Origin of the sequence: Massilia frigida (assembly GCF_011682175.1) — a bacterium.
GTDB classification, from domain to species: domain Bacteria; phylum Pseudomonadota; class Gammaproteobacteria; order Burkholderiales; family Burkholderiaceae_D; genus Telluria_A; species Telluria_A frigida.
The window spans coordinates 55,042-77,540 of sequence record NZ_WHJG01000035.1 but is presented as its reverse complement, the minus strand read 5'-3'; the positions used below and the strand labels follow the sequence as shown (position 1 = coordinate 77,540).

The following is a 22,499-nucleotide window of genomic DNA, read 5'->3' as shown; positions in this document are numbered from 1 at the left end:
GACCGTAAAGAAGAGGATGCGAGCGACGCTGAAAGCAATTCGGGAACAGTTGAGAAAGAAAATGCATCTACCCGTTCCTACAGTCGGAAAGTGGCTGTCGAGCGTGGTACAAGGCTATTTCAACTACTTCGCAGTACCCGGAAACGCATATCGGCTGACCGGCTTCCGAAGCGAGGTGTGTCGCGCATGGCGGCGCATTCTGCAACGGCGCAGTCAGCGCCATCGCTTGTGTTGGCAGCGATTCAATCGCCTAGTGGATCGCTACATCCCGCCTTACCGAAACACCCATCCTTACCCCAGTGAACGCTTTTACGTCAGACACCCAAGGTAGGAGCCTTGTGCGGTAGTTCCGCTCGCAGGGATCTGTGCGGGGGGCAGGAGGCGACTCCTGTCCCTACCGCGACCCAGTTCGATCTCGGCAGCGTCGGCGGCGCGGCGTTCCAGGCGGCCGGCAGCCGCATCCACCGCCTGCTGTTCGGCGACGATTCGCTGGCCGTGCCGGCGCTTGAAGCGGTCCACGCATGAGCGCCCGGCCACTGCCGCCGATCCGCCCGGAATACGTGGTGCCGGTGGGGGCGGCGCGCGCCGGCGGCGCCCGTGCGGGCCGACAGGCCCGGGCCGCTGCGGCATGCCTGGCTGCGCAAGTCGCTCTTGCTGCTGCTCCTGGCCGGCCTGTGGGAAGCGCTGGCGCGCTGGCAGGATAACGCGCTGCTGCTGCCCAGCGCGCTGCAAACGGCGCGCGCCTTCGCGGCCGGCATGCTGTCGGGCGAATTGCCCGGCTACGTGGCGGCGTCGCTGGCGGTGCTGGTGCAGGCTTACGCGCTGGGGGTGGCCGGCGCGCTGGTGCTCACCTCGCTGGCGCTCGGCAGCCGCAGCGGGCGCGACCTGCTGGAAACCCTGACCGCGATGTTCAATCCGCTGCCGGCGATTGCGCTGCTTCCGCTGGCGCTGCTGTGGTTCGGCCTGGGCCGCGCCAGCCTGGTGTTCGTGCTGGTGCATTCGGTGATGTGGCCGCTGGCGCTGAACGCCTATGCGGGTTTTGGCAGCGTGCCGGAAACCTTGCGCATGGCCGGCCGCAATGTCGGCCTGAACGGCGCGCGGCTGGTATTCCAGGTGATGATTCCGGCGGCGCTGCCAGCCATGTTGTCGGGATTGAAAATCGGCTGGGCATTTGCGTGGCGCACCCTGATCGCAGCCGAACTGGTGTTCGGGACGACCTCGGGCCAGGGCGGACTGGGCTGGTACATCTTCCAGAGCCGCAACGAACTATTCACCGACAAGGTGTTCGCCGGGCTGGCGGCGGTGATCGCCATCGGCTTGCTGGTCGAAGGCCTGGTGTTCCAGACCGTCGAACGCCTGACGGTGCGGCGCTGGGGCATGCAGCGCCAGGCGCCGGGCTCGCCTGGATGATTACATCACGATCTTGACCATCGGGTGGCCGTGCAGCGCCCGGTACAGGTCGTCGAGCTGGGCGCGGCTGGTGGCGCGCACGGTCACTGTCAGGCCCGTGTAATTGCCTTTCGGCGAAGGGCGCACTTCCATGCGGCCGATGTGAAAGGTCGGGTCGAATTCGAGCACCACGTCGACGATGGTCGCGGCGAAGTCCGCGTGCGTGGCGCCCATCACCTTGATCGGGAAGTCGCTCGGGTATTCGATAAGGGATTCTGTCGGGTCCATACACTATCCAGTTCTAAAAATTGACAACACAGCCGTATTCCCCGCATGGGAATACCTTATGCGACATTGTAGCCAAAAAAAGGCCAGCACTCGGCTGGCCTTGAACTATTCCCTTGGGGGGAACAGGTGAGACTGGTACGGGGGCAGGCGGCTCAGCGAATATCCTGCTGCTCCTTGTTGCGGCGGTCCTGGCGGTCCTGGCGTTCATCGCGCGCGCGTTCGCGCTTTTCGGCCTGCTCGGCTTGCTTCTGTTGCTGCTGCTGCACTTGCTGCGCTTGCGGTTGTTGTTGTTGCTGAGCCTGGCGTGCCGCGGCTGCCGCTGCCGCCTCGCGCTGCTGGCGTTCAGCCTGCTGCTGGCGTTCGGCTTGCTGGCGCCGTGCATTCTCGGCATCCTGCTGCTGGCGTTCGGCCTGGATGCGGCGCGCGTTGTCGGCATCGTGCTGCTGGCGTTCGGCCTGCTGGCGGCGCGCATTATCGGCGTCGCGCTGCTGGCGCTCGGCTTGCTGGCGGCGCTCGTTATCGTTCTCGCGCTGCTGGCGCTCCGCTTGCAGACGGCGTTCGTGGTCGGCGTCGCGCTGCACCCGTTCGACCTGCAGGCGCAGGTTGGCGTCGCGCTGCTGGCGCTCGGCCTGCTGGCGATTGCTGGCGTCGCGTTGCGCCTGCAGTTGCGCTTCGACTTCGCGCTGGCGCCGCTCGTTCTCGATCGCTTGCTGGTGCTGGCCTTGGGCGCTGCGCAGGCGTTCCATCTCGGCCTCGCGCTGGCGATTGACCTGCTCGGCTTCGCGCTGGCGCTGCTGGCCCTCGGCGTTGCGGCGGCCTTCCGCCTCGGCATCGCGCTGGCGGCGCTCGTTGGCCATGTCGCGCTCGCGCCGCTCGATGTCGGCTTCGCGCTGGCGCCGGTCGCGCTCGGCCAGGCTGCGCTGCGGCTCGCTGGTCGTGAGCACTGGCGGCGCCGGGTTGGTCATGACCGGACGCGGCACTTGCGGCGGGGTGCGCAGCAGGCGCTCGTTATCGGACGGACGGCCATCGCGGCGGCTGAACGGCACCACCGGCTGGGCGCCGTTCGGCGGCACCGTGATGACGCGGCCCGGCCCGTTGCGCTCGGGACGGCCATCGCCATCGCGGTCGAAACGGTTGGACCAGTTGCCCTGCGGACGCGGCGGCGCGGCGAACGGCGCATTCTGGGTGGCCTGCGGCGTGAGCACGGGGCGCGGCGCGCGCGGCACCACGATCTGTTCGCGTCCGCCGAACAGGTTCAGGCCGACCACCGTCAAGCCATCACGCCGACCCGGACGGTAATCGGGGCGGGCGTGGCGGTTGTGGTGGCGCAGGTGTTCCTGCGGCAGATGGTAGCCGGGCACGTAGTTTTCGCCCGGATTGAGCGGATACCAGCCCTGCGCGGGCGCGGCGCGGTGCGTGCCGTGGTCGTTGAAACTGAGATTCCAGTTATTCCCGCCGACCCAGCCCACCAGCGCCGGGGCCCACACCGGACGCCCGATATTGCGCCCCGGCGCCCACGACCAGCGCTGTTTGACCATCACCCAACGCCCGTAATGCGAAGGCGCGTAGCCCCACGGGGCGTTGTCGACCCAGGTCCAGCCCCACGGCGCCAGGTAAGTCCAGCGGCCGTCGCGGTAGGGCACCCAGTCGGCCGCCACCCGGCGCGGGGTCCACAGGGGGCCGTAGTCGCTGTCCTCGCGCCACACGCCGTACTGGTCGAGTTCTTCGTAGCCGGTCATTTCGCTGGTGACGTAGCGGTCGGACGTGGTGCGCTGGTCGCGCTGGTCGCGCTGCCAGGCCCACTCGTCGAAACCGTCGCGTACCGCCAGCAGGGTGCGCACGTCGTCTTCGTGCACGTCGACGCGCTTGCCGGCCCGGACCGCCAGGCTGGAGCCGCCGCCCTCGACCTGGGCCACGCCCTCGAATACCGAGACATTGGTGGTGTCGCGCACGCGTTCGGCATCGATACGGATCCGGCCCACGTCGCGCATGCGCACCTGGCCTTGCGGGGTGCTGATTTCCAGGCCGCGCAGCACTTCGGCGTTGCGCACGCGGATGCTGGCGCTGCCGTAATGCAGGCGCAGGCGCACGCTGTCGTCGTCGAGCTCGATGACTTCGAGCGAGGAGTCGCTGTCGAGCCGCACCGAGGTCGACCCGATGCGGATTTCAGTGCGGCCATCGCGCCCGGTGTCGATCTGGCTGCGCGAGGTCACCGGCCAGTTCACCAGCGCGGCCGTGGCTTCGTCGCCCACTTCGGAGCTGACATGCACCGGTCCCTGGGTCAGGGCAATGCGGCCCACGCGCGCGGGCGTATCGGCCAGCGCCAGCGCCGACATGGCGGACAACGCCAACAGCATCACGGTTTTACGGAAAGGGATAGTCATACAAGCTCCAGGGGCGTACGAGGGACGTCATCCACCTGCAACGCGCGAGCGCGCGCGCGGACGACACGGGTTACAAACAGTTGCACATTGTGCGCTACTGTTACCTGCTGAGCAACTCAGGCGTGGTTGCCGCGCTTCACGAAGAACAGGGCGCCGCCGATGCAGACCAGCACCGCGCCAAAAAAGCGGTTTTGCTTGCGTACGGCGCCGGCATCGCGGAAATAGTGCTGCATGGACGAGGCCAGGAAGGCGTAGCCGTGCATGACGATGGTATCGATGGTCAGCATGGTGGCGCCCAGGATGAGTAGCTGCGGCAACAGCGGCAGGGTGTTCGAGATAAACGTCGGCAACACCGCGACCATGAAGATGATGCCTTTCGGGTTGGTCGCATTGATCAGGAAGCCGGTCAGCAAGCGCTTTTGCCAGGATGGATGGGCCAGCATGGGCGTGTCGGCGCGGCTGGCGCCAGCCACCACCGGGGCGCGCCATTGCTGCACGCCGAGGAACATCAGGTACAGGGCGCCGATGGTCTTGACGATATTAAACGCCAGTTCCGACGCCAGCAGCAGCGAACCGACCCCGGCGCCGGCGATGGCGAACACCAGCATCAAACCGCATTGCAGGCCGGCCACGGTGGCGCTGGCTTTCTTGAAACCGTAGGCCAGGCCATGCGACATCGACAGCACGGCGCCCGATCCGGGCGACACGGCGATCAGCGAAGCGGCGATGACGAAGGCAATCCAGGTGGCAAGCGGCATGGGGACGTTGGTGCGGAGAATGGGGGGACATGCAGGATACAACAAGATAGCACGCCGGATACGGCACGCTGCGCAAGCAGGGTAAACACGCGGCAGCTGAAGCGGCGAAGCCGGTCCGGGACCGACGCCGCCGCTTCAGGCCGCGCGCAGAGTCGCTTACTTCTTCTTCGGGTTGACCGCAGCCTTCAAGGTCGCGCCAGCCGAAAACTTAGGCGACTTCGACGCAGCGATCTTGATCGCTTCGCCAGTCGATGGATTGCGGCCCTTGCGCGCGGCGCGCTTGGCCACGGAGAACGTACCGAAACCGGTGATACCTACCGTGTCGCCTTTTTTCAGACGCTCGGTGATGATATCGATGATCGTGTTCACCGCGCTGTTGGCAGCTGCGCCGGACATTTCTGTACGCTTCGCAAATTCAGCAATCAGTTCGCCTTTTTTCATAAAATTCCTCCCGTGTTAAAAGAGCGGGAAGATTAGCATAATTATTGCCTAGTGTAATAAATTCCGAAGAGTACGCACAAAAGTAAGCCCCGCTGTGACTGGATCACGACGAGATCGGGCGCTCTCGTGCGCGCTCCGAAAAGCGCGCCGCGATAGCCTGGACGCTGGCTGTTTGGCGGTGCCGCGCGTGCGCGGCGGCGTGCGGAAGGCGGCCGGGTGGCGGCGCCGGCGCGCTTACTCGGCCAGTGCGGCCTCGGGACGCACCTGCGGCAGGCGGGTGCGCAGGGCGGCGTTGATCAGGGTCTGGTAACCCTTGCCGCTTTGCTCGGAGAGCGAGCGGAACTGCTGCAATACCTCGTCGTCGAGGTAGATGGTGATGCGTGTCTTGCGCTTGACCGGGCGGGCGGCGCTGGCGGTGGTGGAAAAATCGTACTCGGATTTCATGGTTGCCTCGCTTTACATCGGATGGTTGGCTTGCGTGCTTGGAATCGATCAGGGCAGGCCCGGGTTGCGTCAAAAATTGCCGGGCCTTGCACTGATTTCACTATACGTACATGGCATGGCGGCAATGACCGGAAAGCGACGAGTTGCAGATTCGGGGGGGTGAAATGCAAAAAGCCGGGCTGAACGGACTCGGGTTAAGATGCTCCCTTTCGACCAATTTGGAGCAGGACCAATGGCTGCAAGCAGTTTACTGGCATTAATCGACGACATCGCGACCATCCTCGATGATGTCGCCGTGATGAGCAAAGTGGCGGCCAAGAAGACCGCCGGAGTGCTGGGCGACGACCTGGCGCTCAACGCCCAGCAGGTGACGGGCGTGAAAGCCGACCGCGAACTGCCGGTGGTGTGGGCGGTGGCGCTCGGCTCGTTCAAGAACAAGGCGATCCTGGTGCCGGCCGCGCTGGCCATCAGCGCCTTGCTGCCGCAGGCGATCACGCCGCTGTTGATGATCGGCGGCGCCTACCTGTGCTTCGAGGGCTTCGAGAAGATCGCCCACAAATACCTGCACAGCCCGGCCGAAGACGCCCAGCACCACGACGAGCTGGTCAAGGCCCTGTCCGACGAATCGGTCGACCTGGTCGCGCTGGAGAAGGAAAAAATCAAGGGCGCGGTGCGCACCGACTTCATTTTGTCGGCCGAGATCATCGTCATCTCGCTCGGCACGGTCGAAGCGGCGCCGTTCGGGCAGCAGGTGGCGGTGCTGGTGGCGATTGCGATCGTCATGACGGTCGGCGTGTACGGGCTGGTGGCCGGGATCGTCAAGCTGGACGACGCCGGGCTCTACCTGAGCAAGCGCGACAGCGGCGCCGCGCGCGCCTTCGGCCGCCTGCTGCTGGCGGCCGCGCCCAAGCTGATGAAAACCCTGTCCGTGGTCGGCACGGCGGCCATGTTCATGGTCGGCGGCGGCATCCTGGAGCACGGCATCGGCGCGCTGCACCACATCGTGGCCGACGCGGCCACAGCGGCCGGCGCGGTGGCCGGCATCGGCCCCGTGCTCAAGGCGGTGGTGCCGACCCTGATCGACGCCGTCATCGGCGTGATCGCCGGCGCCCTGGTGCTGGGTGTGGTGATGGGCGCCAAGCGCTTGTTCAAGGGCAAGCAGGCCAGCGGCCAGGCTTGATCGTCCTCCTGAGGCGGCCATTCTGGCCGCCTCATTCTGGCCGCCCCATCCTGGCTGCCGCCCCGTCCGGATGCGCCCCGGCTTGCCGCCTTCCTTACGCGGAACTGACGAATCAATCCAAACTGTTGTTATCAGATCTGCATATCCCGCTTCGTAATTGACTTTGCCATATCTTCGTCCCAGTATGGTTCGGCAAGATTTCCGCTATTTACATGATTGAGTTGATAGGTTGAGTTAAAACAAAATTAATATTTCACCAAGGGAGCAGGTATGCAAACAACATTCGCACCGAAGAAGCACGTATTGGCATTATCGATTGCAGCGCTGTTCGCCACTGGCGCGGCGATCGCCCAGGACGCAGCACCGAATGACAGTACAAATACCGTGGTCGTGACCGGCACCCGCGTGGCCAACCGCACCGCGCTCGACACCGCCTCCCCGGTCGACATCATCTCGGCCGAATCGCTCAAGAATTCGGGCACCACCGAAATCAACCAGGCCCTGGCCGTGGCCCTGCCGTCGCTGAACTTCCCGCGCCCCGGCCTGGCCGACGGCACCGACACCATCCGCCCCGCCACCCTGCGCGGCATGGCGCCCGACCAGACCCTGGTGCTGGTGAACTCGAAACGCCGCCACGCCTCGTCGCTGGTGAACGTGAACGGCACCATCGGGCGCGGCTCGGCCGCCGTCGACCTGAACACGATCCCGACCGCGATCGTCAAGAATATCGAAGTGCTGCGCGATGGCGCGGCCGCCCAGTATGGCTCGGACGCGATTTCCGGCGTGGTCAACCTGCGCCTGCGCAGCAACCGCGACGGCGGCGAAGCGACCATCAATTACGGCGCGCGCCTGACCGAATATGATTTCCTGACCGGCCCGGCCCCCGCCAACGCCACCTGGCAGGCGCAGAACTCGCGCAAGCGCACCGACGGCCAGACCGCCACGGTGAGCCTGTGGAAAGGCCTGGCGCTGGGCGAGACCGGCTATCTGACCATCGCCGGCGAATTCAAGGACCAGAAGCACACCGAACGCAGCGGCTACGACATGCGCCAGCAGTACGCGCTGGTGGGCGGCGCCTTCGACCCGCGCGAAAACACCATCAACCGCTTCAACACCTGGTATGGCGAACCGGAAATGAAGCAGTCGACCCTGTTCGCGAATGCCGGCGACACGCTTGGCAATGGCGTCAAGATCTACGGCTGGGCCAGCTACCAGAAACGCGAAGCCAGTTCCGCCGGCTTCTTCCGCTGGTCCAACGATCCGCGCAACATTCCCTCGATCTATCCGGACGGCTTCATGCCGATCATCTCCCCGGTGGTCGACGACCTGGCCGCCACCGGTGGCGCCAGCTGGAGCATGGGCGAGTGGGAAATGGATGCCTCGCTCGGCTATGGCAAGAACAAGATGGCCTTCACCATCGAAAACACCCTGAACCGCTCGATCGGCCCGAGCAGCAAGACCTCGTTCGATGCCGGCGGCTTTTCCTACGACCAGCTGGTGCTGAACCTGACCGGGGTGCGCTCGGTCGCGCTGGCGGCCCTGTCCTCGCCGCTGAACGTGGCGGTCGGTGCCGAAGCGCGCCGCGAAGGCTACAGCCTGTTCGCCGGCGAGCCGGACTCGTACCGCTTCGGCGGCCAGCTGCTGCCCAACGGCCAGCCGACCGCGCCGGGCGCGCAAGTGTTTTCGGGCTTCCGGCCGCAAAACGAGTCGGACACGCACCGCACCGCCGTCGGCGCCTTTATCGACCTGGAAGCGAACATCACCCCGTCGCTGCTGACCTCGTTTGCGATCCGCGGCGAGCATTATTCCGACTTCGGCGACAGCCTGGCCGGCAAGCTCGCCGGCCGCTACGATTTCAGCAAGGCCTTCGCGCTGCGCGCATCGGTGCAAAACGGCTTCCGCGCGCCTTCGCCGCAGCAGCAGAACTTCACCTCGACGGCAACCAACTTCATCACCGGCGTGCCGTTCGAGATCACCACCTTCCGCCCCACCGATTCGGTGGCCATCGCGCTCGGCGCCAAGCCGCTCGACGCCGAGAAATCGGTCAACGCCTCGCTCGGCGCGGTGCTGCGCCTGGGCGGCGCCAACGTGACCATCGACGCTTACCGCATCAAGGTGCGCGACCGCATCGTGCTGTCGGAAAACCTGACCTCGGCCGATGTGCGCAATTTCCTGACCACGCAAGGCTTCATCGGCGTGGGCGGCGGGCGCTTCTTCATCAACGGCGTCGATACCACCACCGATGGCGTCGACGTGGTGGTGAACTGGGCGGCCAATGGCGGCGCCATCGGCAAGTTCGACTTCACGGTGGCTGGCAACTTCACCAAGACCGACGTCACCAAGGTACCGGCCACGGCGCAACTGGCGGCGCTGCCGACCCCGACCCCGCTGTTCGACCGCCTCAACGTGCTGTCGCTGGAACAGGGCCAGCCGAAGAACAAGTTCAACGCCAGCACCAACTGGAAACTCGGCCAGATGGGCGCCACCCTGCGCGCCACCCGCTACGGCAAGGTCTTGTCGCCGAACGCCTCGCCGGCGCTGGACGTGACCCTGGGCGCGAAAACCGTGATCGACCTGGAAGGCCGTTACGCGCTGAGCTCGAAGCTGAGCCTGGCATTCGGCGCGGAAAACCTGTTCGACAAGTATCCTGAATCGGTCGGCAATGCGCTCAATCCGAGCGGCAACGCGCCGTTCCCGAACTACGCCGCGTTCGGGCGTGGCGGACGCTTCGTGTACGCGCGCGCCACGTACGCGTTCTAAACCTCGACCAGCCGTCGTTGCCGCGCATGGCGGGAACGACGGCGCGCGCGGCCAGCTCCCCTGGCCTTGCCATGAGCGCGCCGCGCCAGCCGGGCGCGCCGCATTCCCCCTGACATACCTCCCCCTGATCCGCCACGGCCGGCGAGCCCGCGCGCAAAACCCGCTATCATCCCGACTCGCGCAGCTTGGTCGCGCCGCAGCAGCAGCGCGCCCGCCGCCAGCCCCAGCCCGAAAGCGCCGTAGACCAGCGCCAGCGATGGACGCGACAGGCGTTTTTCAAAGCCCGGCCGCAGGCGCTCGAACAGCACGGCCCAGAAGGTCGCGCTGGCATGGTCAATCACGTAAGCTGTCATGGCGTAGCGCCAGGAGGCGCCATCGCGGCGCGTGGCCTTCTCGCCCCACAGCCAGTGGCTGATGGCATTGGTTGGGCCGAAACTGCTGCCATCGGTGGCCTCGCCCAGGGCCGCCAGGGCGGCGCTCGAGAGCAGGCTGGCGGTGGCGCCCGAGACAAGGCCGCGTTGGCTTGCAGATTTCCAGGTATCCATGATGTCCTTGTGGAATGAGATGAACGTATCGTGTTGGTATAGGCTCTATGGGTATGAATGGTAAGGAGGTCGGATGCGCATTTTGCTGACAGGAGCGAGTGGATTTATCGGCAGGCATCTGCTGAATATATTGCTTGCCGAGGGATATTACGTGGTGGCCGCCGTGCGCACAGCGCGCGCCAGCACGCGTCCGCGCCTGAGCTATATCACGGCTGACTTCGTCAAGGATACCGATAAATCGGTCTGGCTGGCGCGCCTGGACGGCATCGACGTGGTCATCAACACGGTCGGCATTTTTCGCGAACACGGCAAGCAAACCTTCGCCACGGTGCACAGCGACACGCCGCGCGCCCTGTTCGCCGCCTGCGTCGAATCGGACGACGTGCGCATGGTGCTCCAGCTGTCCGCGCTGGGCGCAGACCAGCAGGCCGACAGCGCCTATCACCTGAGCAAGAAGGCGGCCGACGATTACCTGGCCCTGCTGCCGCTGCGCTCGGCCATCCTGCAGCCGTCGCTGGTGTACGGCAAGGATGGCGTCAGCGCGCGCGTGTTCCGCACCCTGGCCAGCCTGCCGTTCTGCGCCCGCTTCGGCGACGCGCCGCAACTGGTGCAGCCGATCCACGTGGACGACGTGGCCAGCGCCATCGCCAGCCTGATCCGGCGCCCCTTGCCGGTCGGCCCGGGCGGTGCCACGGCCCAGCGCATCGCCCTGGTGGGCCCGGCCGCCTTGCCGTTCACCGAGTATCTGGCGGCACTGCGCAGCGGCATGGGCCTGGGCAAGCTGCGCGTGCTGCGCTTGCCGTCCTGGTGCGGCAGCGCGCTGGCAGGGCTGTGTCGCCTGGTGCCGGGCAGCCTGCTCAACCGCGACGCCCTGCGCATGCTCGACCGCGGCAGCAGCGCCGATCCCGGCATGACGGTGCGCCTGATCGGCCGCCTGCCGCGTCCGGTCAGCAGCTTCATCGACGACCCCGCCGCCGAACGCATGCAGGCCAAGCTGCACTGGCTGATGCCGGTGCTGCGCGTCAGCATCGCGGCGGTGTGGATGGCCACGGCGGCGGTCTCGGCCGGGCTGTACCCGGTCGAACAAAGTGTCCAGCTGCTCGAACGGACAGGCGTGCCGGCCGCGCTGGCGCCGCTCATGCTGTACGGCGCCTGCGCGCTCGACCTGCTGATCGGAATCGGCATCTTGACCCTGAAACGGCGGCGCTGGCTGTGGGGCGCGCAATTGCTGCTGATCGGTTTCTATACCCTGGTGATTGCCTTCAGGCTGCCGGAATTCCTGCTGCATCCGTACGGACCGCTGAGCAAGAACCTGCCCATGCTGGCTGCCATCTGGCTGTTGTTCGAACTTGAGGAAAAGTAATGGACTACCTGATCGTCAAATGGCTGCACATCCTGTCGTCGACCTTGTTGTTCGGCACCGGCATCGGCTCGGCCTTCTACATGCTGTTCACCAGCCTGAGCCGCGACGTGCGCGCCATTGCCGTGGTCAGCCGCCATGTGGTGCTGGCCGACTGGATGTTTACCACCACCACCATCATCGTCCAGCCGGTGACCGGCCTGTACCTGATCCACCTGGCCGGTTTTCCGTGGACCAGCACCTGGATCCTGTGGTCGCTCGGCCTGTATTTCTTTGCCGGCGCCTGCTGGCTGCCGGTGGTGTGGATGCAGCTGCGCATGCGCGACATGGCCCAGCTGGCCGCGCGCGACGGCACCGAGCTGCCGGCCCTGTACTGGCGCTACCTGCGCCTGTGGGTGCTGCTGGGGATTCCGGCATTTTTCGCGCTGGTGATCGTGTTCTGGCTGATGGTGGCCAAACCCGCATGAGCGCGCCCATGCTTGCGTACGCGAATCTGTCCGGCGACTCCGGGGTGCAGGCGTACCGCATCGGCGCGCGCCAGATCATGGTGCGCTTCGCCGGCGGCGCGGTGTATGTCTACACCTACGCCAGCGCCGGGCGCGAGCACGTGGAGACGATGAAGCTGCTGGCGCAGGCGGGGCAGGGGCTGGCGACCTTTATCAGTCAGCACGTGCACGACGCTTACGCCAGCAAGCAGCCTTAAACCACCGGCAACGGTGCTGGCAACTGCACGCGGAAGCAGCAGCCTCCCGGCTCGCCCGCCAGGCAGCGCACGTCGCCGCCATGATGGCGCGCAATCTGGCGCACCAGGGACAGGCCGAGGCCGACGCCGCCGGCCGACTCGCTCGCGCCCGGCACCCGGTAAAACGGCTCGAAAATGCGTTCGCGCTGCGCCTCGGGCACGCCGGGGCCGCTGTCGCACACATCGAGCACGATCGCGTCCTTGTCTTGCCAGCGCAGGCTGGCGTGCACCGACGAACCGGCCCCGTAGCGGGCCGCGTTTTCCAGCAGGTTGCGCACCAGGCGCCGCAGCAGGCGCGCGTCGCCCGCCAGGGTCAGCGCCGCCGCGTCGAAGCTCGCGCCCACCCGCGTGCACTCCTCGGCCACGATGGCGGCCAGGTCGACCTGCTCGTCGCTGCGCGCCAATTCGGCGGTGGCATCGAGCCGGCTGGCCAGCAAGACTTCATCGATCAACTGGTCGAGTTCGCCGATATTGCGGGTCAGCTCGTCGCGAATCGCCGGGGCCGCCTGTTCCTGCATCAGTTCGACCGCCATGCGGATCCGCGCCAGCGGCGAGCGCAATTCGTGCGAGGCGTTCGCCAGCAAGCTCTTCTGCGAGCCGACCAGCGCCTCGATGCGCGCCGCCGCCTGGTTGAAGCTGGTGGCCAGGCGCGCCACTTCATCCTTGCCTTCGACCGCGACGCGGGTGCCGAGCTGGCCGCCGCCCCAGGTTTCCACGCTCGATTGCAAGCGTTCCAGGCGCCGCGTGAGGCGCCGCACCACCGGATAAGCGGCGGCCGCGACCATCATGGCGACCAGCAGCAAAATCACCAGCAGCCCGAGCGAAGCGCGCTTGCCGTAGGCGCGCTGGCCGACCAGCCAGCGTCCGTCGGGCAACTGCAGGGTGAACACCGCCATCGGCCCGAACAGCCTGGTGTCGCGCTGCGCGTTCGACAGTGGCGGCAAGGGCGCGCCGGCGGCGGCAAGCGGCTCGCCGCCGGGCGTGTACAGTGCCAGGTCGGTTTGCAGGCGCTTGCCCCAGCGGGTCAGCGCGGCTTGCTGCTGCGCGCGCGGCGCGCTGGGTGGCGGCAGCACGCTGGACGCCAGCTCGGCGATGGCTTCATTGCCCGAGTTCAGGTGTTCCGGATCGTAGGCCCAGTGCACCAGCCCGAACAGGCAGGCGGCCAGTCCCAGGCTCACCAGCAGCGCGCCGTAAATGCGCAGGTACAGGTGGTGCGCCATTGAAAAGCGCCGCGCGCGCCGGCTGCGGCCGCGCTCGCGGGGCGGGGTGCCGTCGCGCTCCGCTGCGCGCTTCCAGCCACGTTCGCGGCCACGATGGCCCTTGCCATCCCCGGTTCCGGCCTCGGCTTCGCGTTCGCGCCTACGCATCCTGCACCTTGGCGAACACGTAGCCGGCGCCGCGCACGGTGATGATGCGCTTGGGCTGCTTGGGATCGTCCTCGATGGCCTGGCGCAGGCGTCCGATATGCACGTCGATCGAGCGGTCGAACGGTTCCAGCGACTCGCCCTTGACGGCGTCGATCAGGTGCTCGCGCGAGAGCACGCGCCCGGCGCGCTCGGCCAGCGCCTGCAACAGGTCGAACTGGTAGGCGGTCAGGCTGCGCGGCTGGCCGTCAACCGTGACCTTGCGCGCGCCGCTGTCGATCGCCAGGCGGCCGAACTGGCGCACGCTGGTCTCGGCCTCGGCCAGCTGGGGACGGCGCAGCACGGCGCGCAGGCGCGCCAGCAGTTCGCGCGGCTCGAATGGCTTGGGCAGGTAGTCGTCGGCACCCAGTTCCAGCCCCACCACGCGGTCGAACGGATCGCCCTTGGCGGTGAGCATGACGATCGGCACCGACGCCAGCGGCGCGCCCAGGGCGCGGATGCGGCGGCACACCTCCAGGCCATCGGCGTCGGGCAGCATCAGGTCGAGCAGGACCAGCGCCGGGGCGCTCGCCTGCAGCTCGGCCAGCCCGGCGGCGGCGGTGGTGGCGTGCGCCACCGTGTAACCGTTCTGGCCGAGGTAGGTGACGACCATGCCGGCCAGGCGCTCGTCGTCTTCAATCATCAAAATGCGCGGAAGCATGCTGGAGCTGACTTGTCGTCCAAAGTGTCGGAAGGCCCAAGGATACATGGCGCGGCGGATTCGGGGCAGGCGCTCATTGCATGCGGTTTTTCATGTGCGCGGCAAAGCGCACGCGCTGCTCGGGGGTGAGCACCTCGGCCGCATCCGCCACCGCATCGAGGATGCGTTGGCTGACGGTGTCGAGCCGCTGCACTTCCTCCACCCGCAACTGTTCCAGGGCGACCCGGTCGATGGCGGGCGCCGACAGCAGTCCGTGCGCCTTGTCGCGGCTGGCCTTGTGCTCGCGGTGCATCGGTTGCAGGTCGGCAAAGGCGGATTGGGCGATCGTGGACAGGCGCGCCTTCTGCTCGGCCGTGCCGTCGCGCAGGAGGTGATCGACCATCTTGTCGATATGTTTGGCGGCATCGGCCGGGTCCAGCGCGGCGAAATGGCTGCGATGGCCGTGCATGCCGCGCCCTTCGCTGGCGAAGCTGGCGCCGGCCAGGGTCATGGCGCCGGCGGCCAGGCCGAGGGCGGCACCGACCAGCCAGCGGCGGCCGCGCCGTGCCGGGCCGTGCTCGCCGTGTGCGTGGGTGTGGTCGTGGTGCGGGTGCGGGTGTGAGTGCTTATGCGGATTCATGGGCTGCCTTTCGTGAGTGCGGGACCAGGGTGGGCTCGCATGGTTCCACTGTAGGGCGCGCCCCTGTCTGCTTCGTGTGCGGCCGGTAAAGTTTTGTAAAGCAGGCACTTGTGCATCTTCGACGTTTCCAATATTATGGAAACGTCGAACAGGGAGCGGGCAATGGAAAACAAGGATGCACTGGCGGCGCTGGCCGCGCTGGCCCAGGAATCGCGGCTGGCGGTGTTCCGGCTGCTGATCGAGGCGGGACCGGACGGGATGTCGCCGGGGCTGATCGGCGAGCGGCTCGGCATTGTGCCATCGTCGCTATCGTTCCACCTCAAGGAACTGAGCCATGCCGGGCTGGTCGCCCCGACCCCGAGCGGGCGCTACCTGATTTACGCGGCCCACATGCCGACCATGCGTGCGCTGATCGGTTTCCTGACCGACAACTGCTGCGGCGGCATTCCTTGCGGGCCGGACAGCAGTCCGGTGCCGCCATGACGCTGGCGCGCCGCCTGGTGGCGGAAGGCTTGGGCAGCGCCTTCCTGCTGGCGATCGTGGTCGGTTCCGGCATCATGGCCGAGCGCCTGGCGGGCGCCAGCGTGGCGCTGGCGCTGCTGGCCAATGCCATCGCGACCGGGGCCGGGCTGGTGGCGCTGATCCTCACCTTCGGCGCCGTCTCGGGCGCGCATTTCAATCCGCTGGTGAGCGTGTCGGCGGCCTGGCAGGGGCAGCTGCCGGCGGCCCAGCTCGCGCCCTACATCGCGGCCCAGCTGGCCGGCGCACTGGCGGGCGTGATGGCCGCGCATGCGATGTTCGAGCTGCCGCTGCTGTCCGCAGCGCTGCATGTGCGCACCGGTCCGTCCCAGTGGTGGAGCGAGTTCGTGGCCAGTTTTGGCTTGCTCGGGGTCATTATCGGCTGTTCGCGCACGCGCCCGGGCGCTACCCCGTTTGCCGTGGCCGCGTATATCACGGCCGCGTACTGGTTCACCGCGTCGACTTCGTTCGCCAATCCGGCGGTGACCCTGGCGCGCGCGGCCAGCGACACCTTTGCCGGCATCCGGCCGGCGGACGCGCCCGGCTTCATCCTGGCCCAACTGGCGGGCGCGGCTACGGCAACCCTGCTGTTTGGCTGGCTGTACCGGCCCGCGCCGGAAACCGGTTCGCCTTGATTGTCATCCACTGTTGAGAAAAATGCCCATGAAAACCGTCTTGTTCCTCTGCACCGGCAATTCGTGCCGCTCGATCCTGGCCGAAGCGACCTTCAATCATCTGGCCCCAAGCGGCTGGCAGGCCATCAGCGCCGGCAGCAAGCCGACCGGCGAGGTGCATCCACGCTCGCTGGCCCTGCTGGCGCGCGAGGGCATCGCCTGCGCGGGCTATCACAGCAAGTCGTGGGACAGCCTGGCGCTCACGCCCGATATCGTCATCACGGTGTGCGGCAGCGCGGCCGGGGAAACCTGTCCCGCCTACCTGGGACCGGTGTTGCGCGCGCACTGGGGCGTGGACGATCCGGCCCACGCCAGCGGCGGCGAGGCCCGGATCGACGCCAGCTTCATGCAGGCATATGCCACCTTGCGCGCGCGCATCGAGGCGCTGTTCGCACTGCCCGCAGCTACCCTGGACGGCCCCGCACACGCCTTGAAACGCGAACTTGACCGGATCGCTACGCTGCACCAATAGCCGGCAATCGGCAGCTCTACCGTAGTAACAACTTGTTACATTTTGCCATTCAGTTAAAAAAGGTGGGCGTGCGATGGCGAACAGTGCTGCCTAATCAGTGGGCATACCATGAAGGCAAGTAAGTTAATGCGGGCAGCACATGAAATACCGGGGCAAGGAACAACGCAAGGCCTATGGCATGGCACGCATGGTCAAGGCGATCGACCGCGCCATCGACGCCTTGAGCGAGGAGGAAAAGGCGCGCGCGGCGCGCTGGGCGTCGGCGTGGGGCGCGATCAGCGGGATTCATTCGCGCGGCATGCGGTTGCGCCGCACCGGCCTGTTCGCGCAGCGCCCGCGCGGCAAGACCACCTCCACCGCCTGAGGGGCCGTGGCCGGCACTGTTACAGGCGCTTGAAGTGCTCCATCACGATCCGCGTGGCCGCCGCCAGGATCTCGCTGTTGGCCTTGGCGTCCGGCGCCGCCTGCGTGTAATACAGCGCCAGCACGACCGGCGCGCCCTTGGGTGGAAACACGATGCCGATATCGTTGCTCGAACCGTAAGCCCCAGTGCCCGTCTTGTCGGCCACCGCCCAGCCGGCCGGCACGCCCGCGCGTATCCGTGCCGCGCCGGTTGTGTTACCGCGCATCCATTCTTGCAACTGATCGCGCTGCGCCGGCGGCAAGCCGTCATCGAGCGCCACGCGGCGCAGCAGGGTCGTCATCGCCTGCGGGGTGGTGGTGTCGCGCGGATCACCCGGGATCGCCGTGTTGAGCTCGGTTTCCCAGCGGTCCAGCCGGAACGTGGCATCGCCCACGCTGCGCGCGAACGCGGTCACGCCCGCCGGGCCGCCGATGAGCTTCATGAGCAGGTTGGCGGCCGCGTTGTCGCTGTACTGGATGGTCGCCTCGCACAGTTCAGCCACCGTCATGCCCTTGTCCAGCTCTTGCTCGGTAATCGGGGAATAGGTCACCAGGTCGGCCCTGGTGTAGCGTACGCGCTGCGCCAGCAAGCCCGGCACCTTGCTGGCGTGCGCGAGGATGGCGGCGGCCGCGATGGCCTTGAAGGTGCTGCACATCGGGAAGCGCTCGCTGGCGCGATGCCCCAGCTGGCGGCCGGTGCCGGTATCGAGCGCCGCCACGCCCAGGCGTCCGCCGGCGGCTTTTTCCAGGGCGGCAAGGCTGGCGTGCGCATCCGTCATGACGAGATGGCCAGACGGTCCAAACGCGCAGCCCGCGAACAGGGGAGCGCAGGCGCCCGCCGCCAGCAAGGTGCGCCGGCGCGGCGAAAAAGAGTGCGAAGAAGTCATGGGGGCTTTCAATAGTGGGGTGGGACGGCACAGTGTTGTAGAGCCGCCATTCTCCACGATGCCTTGTCCCATCTCAACCATTGTCTTGTGGAAATATGGTCTTCTGTCGATATCCCCTCTCCGCTTGCGCACCGTGCGCAGGGACGCCGGGCTGTCCACAGAAAAGGAAACTCCCGATGAAATCCGAATCATTCCGTCTGACTATTTTTCACAAGCTGGTGATCACCTTGCTGGCGGTATCGCTCATTCCGCTGCTGGGCGTGTGGTACGCGGGCAGCAGCCAGGCGCGCTCGGACGCGGCAGCGACCAGTTCGCAGCAATTGATGATGACCGCCAGCGGCATCGCCACCGGCATCACCGGCTGGGACGAGGCCAACGTGCGCGCGCTGCGCCAGACCGCCAAGCTCGACGACATCCGCAGCATGGATGCGGCGCGCCAGACGCCCGTGCTGCGCACCATGGGCGAAAGCTATGAATGGGCTTTCGTGGTGTACACCATCGAGCCGACCGGCGAGAACGTCGCGCGCAGCGACGACAAGCCGCTGACCCGCTACGGCGAACGCAGCTATTTCCAGGCGGCCATGAAGGGCGAGATATCGAGCCGCCAGGTGCTGATCAGCAAGTCGACCGGCCGTCCCGCCCTGACCCTGGCCGTGCCGATCCGCAACGCCATGGGCGGCACGGTGGGCGTACTGGCCATGGCCATGAAGCTCGATGATATTTCGCGGGTCATCAAGGACACCCGCATCGGCGACACCGGCTACGCGATCCTGCTCGACGCCGACAACAAGGTGATCGCCTCGGGCCGGTCCGACCAGGCCACCGACGCGGTGCAAGACATGAGCAACTATCCGGCGCTCAAGGTCGATGGCATCAGCGAACAGCCGACCGTGTATGTCTCGGGCGACAAGCGGGTGGTCGGCTACTCGCGCAAGTTGCCGCAGGGCTGGACCCTGCTGGTGGAGCAGGATTACGCCGAAGCCTACGCCGCGCTCGAACGCATCGAAAGCGGCGCGCGCGCACTGATCGTGCTGACCGCCGTGCTGGTGGTGGGCGTGGCCGCCTTCCTGGCCAAACAGTTGACGCTGCCGATCAACCAGTTGATCGTGGTGGCGGAACAGCTGAGCAAGGGCGAGTTTACGGACAGCATTCCGGGCACCCTGCGCGGCGATGAAATCGGCTCCCTGGCGCGCGCCATCGACCGGCTGGGCATCAGCATCCAGATGGCCATCAGCCGCCTGAGCCGCAGAGCATGACGCACACGGGGGAGACGCCATGACACACCAGGAGCTGATGCCGTTCGGCGGCATCGTGGACCAGTTGCGGCAGTTCCGCGACCAGCGCCGCACCGGCACCGCGTTCATCGTCAGCGACGACAACCGCATGGCCCAGGTGCACATGGACGGCGGCAATATCGTCATGCTGCTGTGCCGTGGACAGCGCGGCGAAGAGGCGGTGGCGGCGATGCGCACCATGCTGCGCGCCAGCGTGCGCTTCGACGACAGTTACGTGGCCAAGCAGACGGGCGGCACCGCGGCCGGGGTCAACCTGATGGACTTGCTCAACGATCCGGCGCCGCTGCGCGCGCCGGCGCGGGCGGGGCCGCAGCCGACGCGTCCGCGGCCGGCGCCGGCCGCGTTTGCGCGCGAAGACCTGCTCAAGCTCGAACGCATGCTGGCCGGGCACATCGGGCCGATGGCGACCATCGTCTGCGCCGAACACGCCAGCGAGGCGGGCGACCTGCGCGCGCTGGTGATGGCGCTGGCGGCCGATATTCCCGACAAGAAGCAGGCTGCCGATTTCCGGCTGGAAGCGGGACGCGCGCTGGGGCTGGGGGCGGTTTAGGGGGGCGGGGACGGCGCGGTTTTCCGAGGGATGCACAGGTAGGCCAGCAACGCGCCGCCGGCCATCATCAGGAATGCGATTTCCATGAATTGCATGGTCCAGGAAAATTTGGCCCATAGCCCACCGGCCGCGCCTACCAACATGCCGCTGCCGCCAAGCACCTTGCGCCAGAGCGGCAGGTCGACAAGCGGCTCGGGCAAGGTCGCGCCGGCCAGCACCGGCGGTGTTTCGGTGGCGTCGGCCCGCAGCGCGCGTTTCAGCAGGATATCCTCGCCGCGTGCAGCTGCGGGAAAGCCGCAGGCGGTACAGGTATCGCGCACGGCGCTATTGCTGCGTTTGCAGACGTGGCATTGCCACTCGTAAGCTTGCATGGTCGGACATCCAGAAATGAATCCGACGCAGTGTAGCACCGGCCCACTTCACATTCAGCACATTCCCAGCGCACACGCGCTTGCTACGCTCATGGCCTGTCAAGTTTCCCCTGGAACGCCATGATCGATCAACACGCCTGCCTGAACCCCACCGTTACGTCAGCGCCGCTCCCCGCGCTGCGTTTTTCCATCCGCGCAGCGATCTGGTTCGCCGGCGTGATCCTGCCGGTGATCGCGGTTGCGATCCTGCTCGCCGCCGCGTACATCGCGCAGACGGGACTGTCCGACGCCATCGCCGTGCACCTGCTCCTGATTGCCAGCGTCCCGCTGGCCAACGCCCTGCTGATGATCACCCTGAAGAGCGAGCGGCCGGCGCTGTCACGGCCGCTGGCGCTGCTGCACGGCTTCGCGACCGGGATCAGCGCCTTCTTCACCGTGCTGTTCCTGCCGCTCACGCCGGGCGGCATCGCCACCATCATCTTCTTCGGCATCGGCTTGCTGATACTGGCGCCGCTGTTGTCGCTGCTGGCGGCACTGGCCGCGCGTCGCTTGCTGCGGCGCCGGATGCTGGCGGACGGCGGCGCGCCGCCAAGCGCCGCCTGGCCCGGCGTGCTGCTGGCGCTGGCCATTAGCGGCTCGATGGAACTGCCATCCGCCATCACGCGGATCGGCATCCGCATGGCGGCCGATGAAGCACAGACCACCAGCGCAAACGGGATACGCCTGCTGCGCTACCTCGGCAACGAAAAAATCATGCAGGCCCTGTGCTACGGAGAGGGCAACATCCCGCTCGACGTGACCAGCCTCATTTTGATGAAGCGCGTCTCAAGCACCGCCGAGGAGGCGCGCGCGGTCTACTACCGCCTTACCGGCACCCCGTTCAGCGCCGTGCCGGTGTCCGCCAGCGAGGCGGCCGCCCCATGGCGCTCCTACGACCAGGATGCCGGCGGCCCGATCGTGGGCGCGCGCGTGGAGGGCCTGCTGCTGGCCGGTTCGCGCATCGATGGCACGGTCGATGCCAGGGCGGCGCTCGGCTACCTGGAGTGGACCATGGTGATCCGCAACGACGGACGCAATGCCGAAGAAGCACGCGCGCGCATCACCCTGCCGGCTGGCGCGGTGGTCGCGCGCGTCACCTTGAAGGACGAGGGCGGAGAGCGCTACGCGGATGCCGTCGGCGGCATCCGGGCCCGCGAGGCGCGCTCCAGGACCCATTTCTCCGAGCGCGCCCCGGTCCTGGTGACCACGGCGGGCAAGGACCACCTCATGCTCCAGCTGGGGGCTGTGCAGGCTGGACGCGAGCTGACCGTGCGCATTGCGCTGACCGCGCCGCTGGTGCTCAATGAACCGGGCCTGGGCTATCCTCAGCTGCCCTCGTTCAGCGAACGCAATTTCGAGATCGCGCCGGCCTTGCGCCATGCGGTGTCGGTGCAATCGGCCAGCGCGCTGCGGGGCGCGCCCGGCGTGCGCGAGCGGGCCGGCGCCACGCTGCCGTTCGCGGTGCACGGCGACGTCGCCGAGCCGCTCCCTGGCGTCGGCGCGGCCATCATCAGCGCCGTGCGCGCGCCGGCCGACACGCATGCGTGGAGCCACGATCCGACCACGCAGGGCGGCGCGATCGTGCAAACCATCAGCCAGAAAAGTGCGCGCATTCCGCGCCGCGTGGCGCTGGTGATCGACGCTTCGATCGCGCTGGCCGCGCAGCGCGAGCAGCTGGCGCGCGCCGCGACCTCCTTCCCGGGCAACCTGGAACTGGGCGTGATCGTGGCCGGCGGCCGGGCGCCGCACGTGTTCCTGCACGATCCTTCCGATCCGCTGGCCAGCGTGCGGCACTTGCAGGACATCGCGTACGAAGGAGGGCACGACAACAGCGCGGCACTGCTGATGGCCTGGGAATGGGCGGCGGCCAGCAGCGACGGCGCGGTGGTATGGATCCACGGGCCGCAGCCGATCATGCCCGGCATGGCGGACGCGCTGCTCCAGCATTACCAGCAGCGCCCCGACCAGGTGCGCCTGATCGCCCTGGAAGCGCTCGCCGGTCCCAACGTCCTGTGGGAAAAGATGGATGGCGTGGCCGCGCTGTCACGCGTGCCGCGCATCGGATCGCTGCACGACGACCTGGTACGCCTGCTCAGCGGCTGGAAACCGGCGGCGCCGCAGGTCGTGGCCGAGCGCCGCCGCGCCACGGCCCGGCAACCGGCGCAGGAACAAGCCTCGCCCGGCCTGACCTACTTGTGGGCGGGCGAGCGCGCCGCGCCGCTGCGCGCGAAAAGCGCCCGCACGCCAGAAGAAGAGCAGGAGTTGCGGCGCCTTGAGCAAGTGCTGAAGGACAGTGCGCTTGACGAACTCAAATAG

The 22,499-nt window shown here is 67.2% G+C and carries 25 protein-coding genes; 14 read left to right on the top strand and 11 right to left on the bottom strand.

Going from position 1 to position 22,499, the window contains the following annotated elements:
* Positions 1 to 336: 336 nt before the first annotated feature.
* Both F2P44_RS35180 and F2P44_RS26180 read left to right on the top strand, forming a co-directional pair.
* The gene (locus tag F2P44_RS35180) at positions 337 to 525 is read left to right on the top strand and encodes a hypothetical protein (RefSeq protein WP_223165107.1); all 189 of its coding nucleotides are present in this window, start codon (positions 337 to 339) and stop codon (positions 523 to 525) included.
* A 72-nt stretch (positions 526 to 597) separates the two neighbouring features.
* Entirely contained in the window at positions 598 to 1,410 is an 813-nt protein-coding gene (locus F2P44_RS26180; protein WP_167090977.1) for an ABC transporter permease, read from the top strand.
* On the opposite strand, the gene F2P44_RS26175 is transcribed toward F2P44_RS26180, so the two are convergent.
* The 5 genes from F2P44_RS26175 to F2P44_RS26155 form a co-directional block, all read right to left on the bottom strand.
* The gene (locus F2P44_RS26175; RefSeq protein ID WP_167090974.1) at positions 1,411 to 1,677 is read right to left on the bottom strand and encodes a DUF493 family protein; all 267 of its coding nucleotides are present in this window, start codon (positions 1,675 to 1,677) and stop codon (positions 1,411 to 1,413) included.
* A 152-nt stretch (positions 1,678 to 1,829) separates the two neighbouring features.
* Positions 1,830 to 4,061 carry a DUF6600 domain-containing protein gene (locus tag F2P44_RS26170; protein ID WP_167090971.1) on the bottom strand — a complete coding sequence of 744 codons (2,232 nt, stop codon included), beginning with the start codon at positions 4,059 to 4,061 and terminating at the stop codon, positions 1,830 to 1,832.
* A gap of 116 nt (positions 4,062 to 4,177) precedes the next feature.
* The gene (locus F2P44_RS26165) at positions 4,178 to 4,819 is read right to left on the bottom strand and encodes a LysE family transporter (RefSeq protein ID WP_167090968.1); all 642 of its coding nucleotides are present in this window, start codon (positions 4,817 to 4,819) and stop codon (positions 4,178 to 4,180) included.
* Between the two features lie 156 nt (positions 4,820 to 4,975).
* Positions 4,976 to 5,260, bottom strand: a complete 285-nt coding sequence (locus tag F2P44_RS26160; RefSeq protein ID WP_054265369.1) for an HU family DNA-binding protein — start codon at positions 5,258 to 5,260, stop codon at positions 4,976 to 4,978.
* A 234-nt stretch (positions 5,261 to 5,494) separates the two neighbouring features.
* Positions 5,495 to 5,704 (bottom strand): BrnA antitoxin family protein, encoded by a 210-nt coding sequence (locus tag F2P44_RS26155; RefSeq protein ID WP_167090965.1) that lies wholly within the window; start codon positions 5,702 to 5,704, stop codon positions 5,495 to 5,497.
* Between the two features lie 232 nt (positions 5,705 to 5,936).
* Here F2P44_RS26155 and F2P44_RS26150 point away from each other — a divergent pair, with 232 nt between their 5' ends.
* On the top strand, positions 5,937 to 6,884 hold the full coding sequence (locus tag F2P44_RS26150; protein WP_167090962.1) for a DUF808 domain-containing protein: 948 nt from the start codon (positions 5,937 to 5,939) through the stop codon (positions 6,882 to 6,884).
* A gap of 270 nt (positions 6,885 to 7,154) precedes the next feature.
* Positions 7,155 to 9,644, top strand: a complete 2,490-nt coding sequence (locus F2P44_RS26145) for a TonB-dependent receptor plug domain-containing protein (protein ID WP_167090960.1) — start codon at positions 7,155 to 7,157, stop codon at positions 9,642 to 9,644.
* Here the strand turns inward: F2P44_RS26145 and F2P44_RS34945 are convergent.
* Complete coding sequence (locus tag F2P44_RS34945; RefSeq protein WP_187363432.1) at positions 9,641 to 10,189, bottom strand: hypothetical protein; 549 nt, start codon at positions 10,187 to 10,189, stop codon at positions 9,641 to 9,643. The genes F2P44_RS26145 and F2P44_RS34945 overlap by 4 nt on opposite strands.
* Positions 10,190 to 10,262: 73 nt before the next feature.
* Here F2P44_RS34945 and F2P44_RS26135 point away from each other — a divergent pair, with 73 nt between their 5' ends.
* The 3 genes from F2P44_RS26135 to F2P44_RS26125 are packed head-to-tail and all read left to right on the top strand — an operon-like array spanning position 10,263 to position 12,252.
* Entirely contained in the window at positions 10,263 to 11,552 is a 1,290-nt protein-coding gene (locus F2P44_RS26135; RefSeq protein ID WP_167090957.1) for an SDR family oxidoreductase, read from the top strand.
* Entirely contained in the window at positions 11,552 to 12,016 is a 465-nt protein-coding gene (locus tag F2P44_RS26130) for a DUF2269 family protein (protein ID WP_167090954.1), read from the top strand. Before F2P44_RS26135 ends, F2P44_RS26130 begins: the two co-directional genes overlap by 1 nt.
* A gap of 8 nt (positions 12,017 to 12,024) precedes the next feature.
* The gene (locus F2P44_RS26125) at positions 12,025 to 12,252 is read left to right on the top strand and encodes a hypothetical protein (RefSeq protein WP_167090951.1); all 228 of its coding nucleotides are present in this window, start codon (positions 12,025 to 12,027) and stop codon (positions 12,250 to 12,252) included.
* Here F2P44_RS26125 and F2P44_RS26120 read toward each other — a convergent pair.
* From F2P44_RS26120 to F2P44_RS26110, 3 genes are all read right to left on the bottom strand, one after another.
* On the bottom strand, positions 12,249 to 13,658 hold the full coding sequence (locus F2P44_RS26120; protein WP_229423761.1) for a HAMP domain-containing sensor histidine kinase: 1,410 nt from the start codon (positions 13,656 to 13,658) through the stop codon (positions 12,249 to 12,251). The genes F2P44_RS26125 and F2P44_RS26120 overlap by 4 nt on opposite strands.
* Positions 13,651 to 14,355, bottom strand: coding sequence for a response regulator (locus F2P44_RS26115; protein ID WP_187363431.1), 705 nt, complete (start codon positions 14,353 to 14,355; stop codon positions 13,651 to 13,653). The genes F2P44_RS26120 and F2P44_RS26115 overlap by 8 nt, the downstream gene beginning before the upstream one ends.
* A 73-nt stretch (positions 14,356 to 14,428) precedes the next feature.
* A complete protein-coding gene (locus F2P44_RS26110) occupies positions 14,429 to 14,974 on the bottom strand; it encodes a Spy/CpxP family protein refolding chaperone (RefSeq protein ID WP_167090945.1) in 546 nt (181 codons plus the stop codon).
* Between the two features lie 162 nt (positions 14,975 to 15,136).
* On the opposite strand from F2P44_RS26110, the gene F2P44_RS26105 reads away from it, so the two are divergent.
* From F2P44_RS26105 to F2P44_RS26090, 4 genes are all read left to right on the top strand, one after another.
* On the top strand, positions 15,137 to 15,457 hold the full coding sequence (locus F2P44_RS26105) for an ArsR/SmtB family transcription factor (RefSeq protein WP_167090942.1): 321 nt from the start codon (positions 15,137 to 15,139) through the stop codon (positions 15,455 to 15,457).
* Positions 15,454 to 16,128: an aquaporin gene (locus tag F2P44_RS26100; protein WP_167090939.1), complete on the top strand. Its 675-nt coding sequence runs from the start codon at positions 15,454 to 15,456 to the stop codon at positions 16,126 to 16,128. Before F2P44_RS26105 ends, F2P44_RS26100 begins: the two co-directional genes overlap by 4 nt.
* A 28-nt stretch (positions 16,129 to 16,156) precedes the next feature.
* Positions 16,157 to 16,639 (top strand): arsenate reductase ArsC, encoded by a 483-nt coding sequence (locus tag F2P44_RS26095; RefSeq protein ID WP_167090937.1) that lies wholly within the window; start codon positions 16,157 to 16,159, stop codon positions 16,637 to 16,639.
* A 139-nt stretch (positions 16,640 to 16,778) separates the two neighbouring features.
* Entirely contained in the window at positions 16,779 to 17,003 is a 225-nt protein-coding gene (locus F2P44_RS26090; protein WP_167090934.1) for a hypothetical protein, read from the top strand.
* 19 nt (positions 17,004 to 17,022) lie between these two features.
* On the opposite strand, the gene bla is transcribed toward F2P44_RS26090, so the two are convergent.
* Entirely contained in the window at positions 17,023 to 17,928 is a 906-nt protein-coding gene (gene bla / locus F2P44_RS26085; protein ID WP_167090931.1) for a class A beta-lactamase, read from the bottom strand.
* A gap of 176 nt (positions 17,929 to 18,104) precedes the next feature.
* On the opposite strand from bla, the gene F2P44_RS26080 reads away from it, so the two are divergent.
* Positions 18,105 to 19,184: a cache domain-containing protein gene (locus F2P44_RS26080; RefSeq protein WP_167090928.1), complete on the top strand. Its 1,080-nt coding sequence runs from the start codon at positions 18,105 to 18,107 to the stop codon at positions 19,182 to 19,184.
* A 19-nt stretch (positions 19,185 to 19,203) separates the two neighbouring features.
* Complete coding sequence (locus F2P44_RS26075) at positions 19,204 to 19,773, top strand: DUF8082 domain-containing protein (protein WP_167090925.1); 570 nt, start codon at positions 19,204 to 19,206, stop codon at positions 19,771 to 19,773.
* Here F2P44_RS26075 and F2P44_RS26070 read toward each other — a convergent pair.
* A complete protein-coding gene (locus F2P44_RS26070; protein ID WP_167090922.1) occupies positions 19,770 to 20,144 on the bottom strand; it encodes a zinc finger Ran-binding domain-containing protein in 375 nt (124 codons plus the stop codon). The genes F2P44_RS26075 and F2P44_RS26070 overlap by 4 nt on opposite strands.
* A gap of 120 nt (positions 20,145 to 20,264) precedes the next feature.
* On the opposite strand from F2P44_RS26070, the gene F2P44_RS26065 reads away from it, so the two are divergent.
* Positions 20,265 to 22,499 (top strand): hypothetical protein, encoded by a 2,235-nt coding sequence (locus F2P44_RS26065; protein WP_167090920.1) that lies wholly within the window; start codon positions 20,265 to 20,267, stop codon positions 22,497 to 22,499.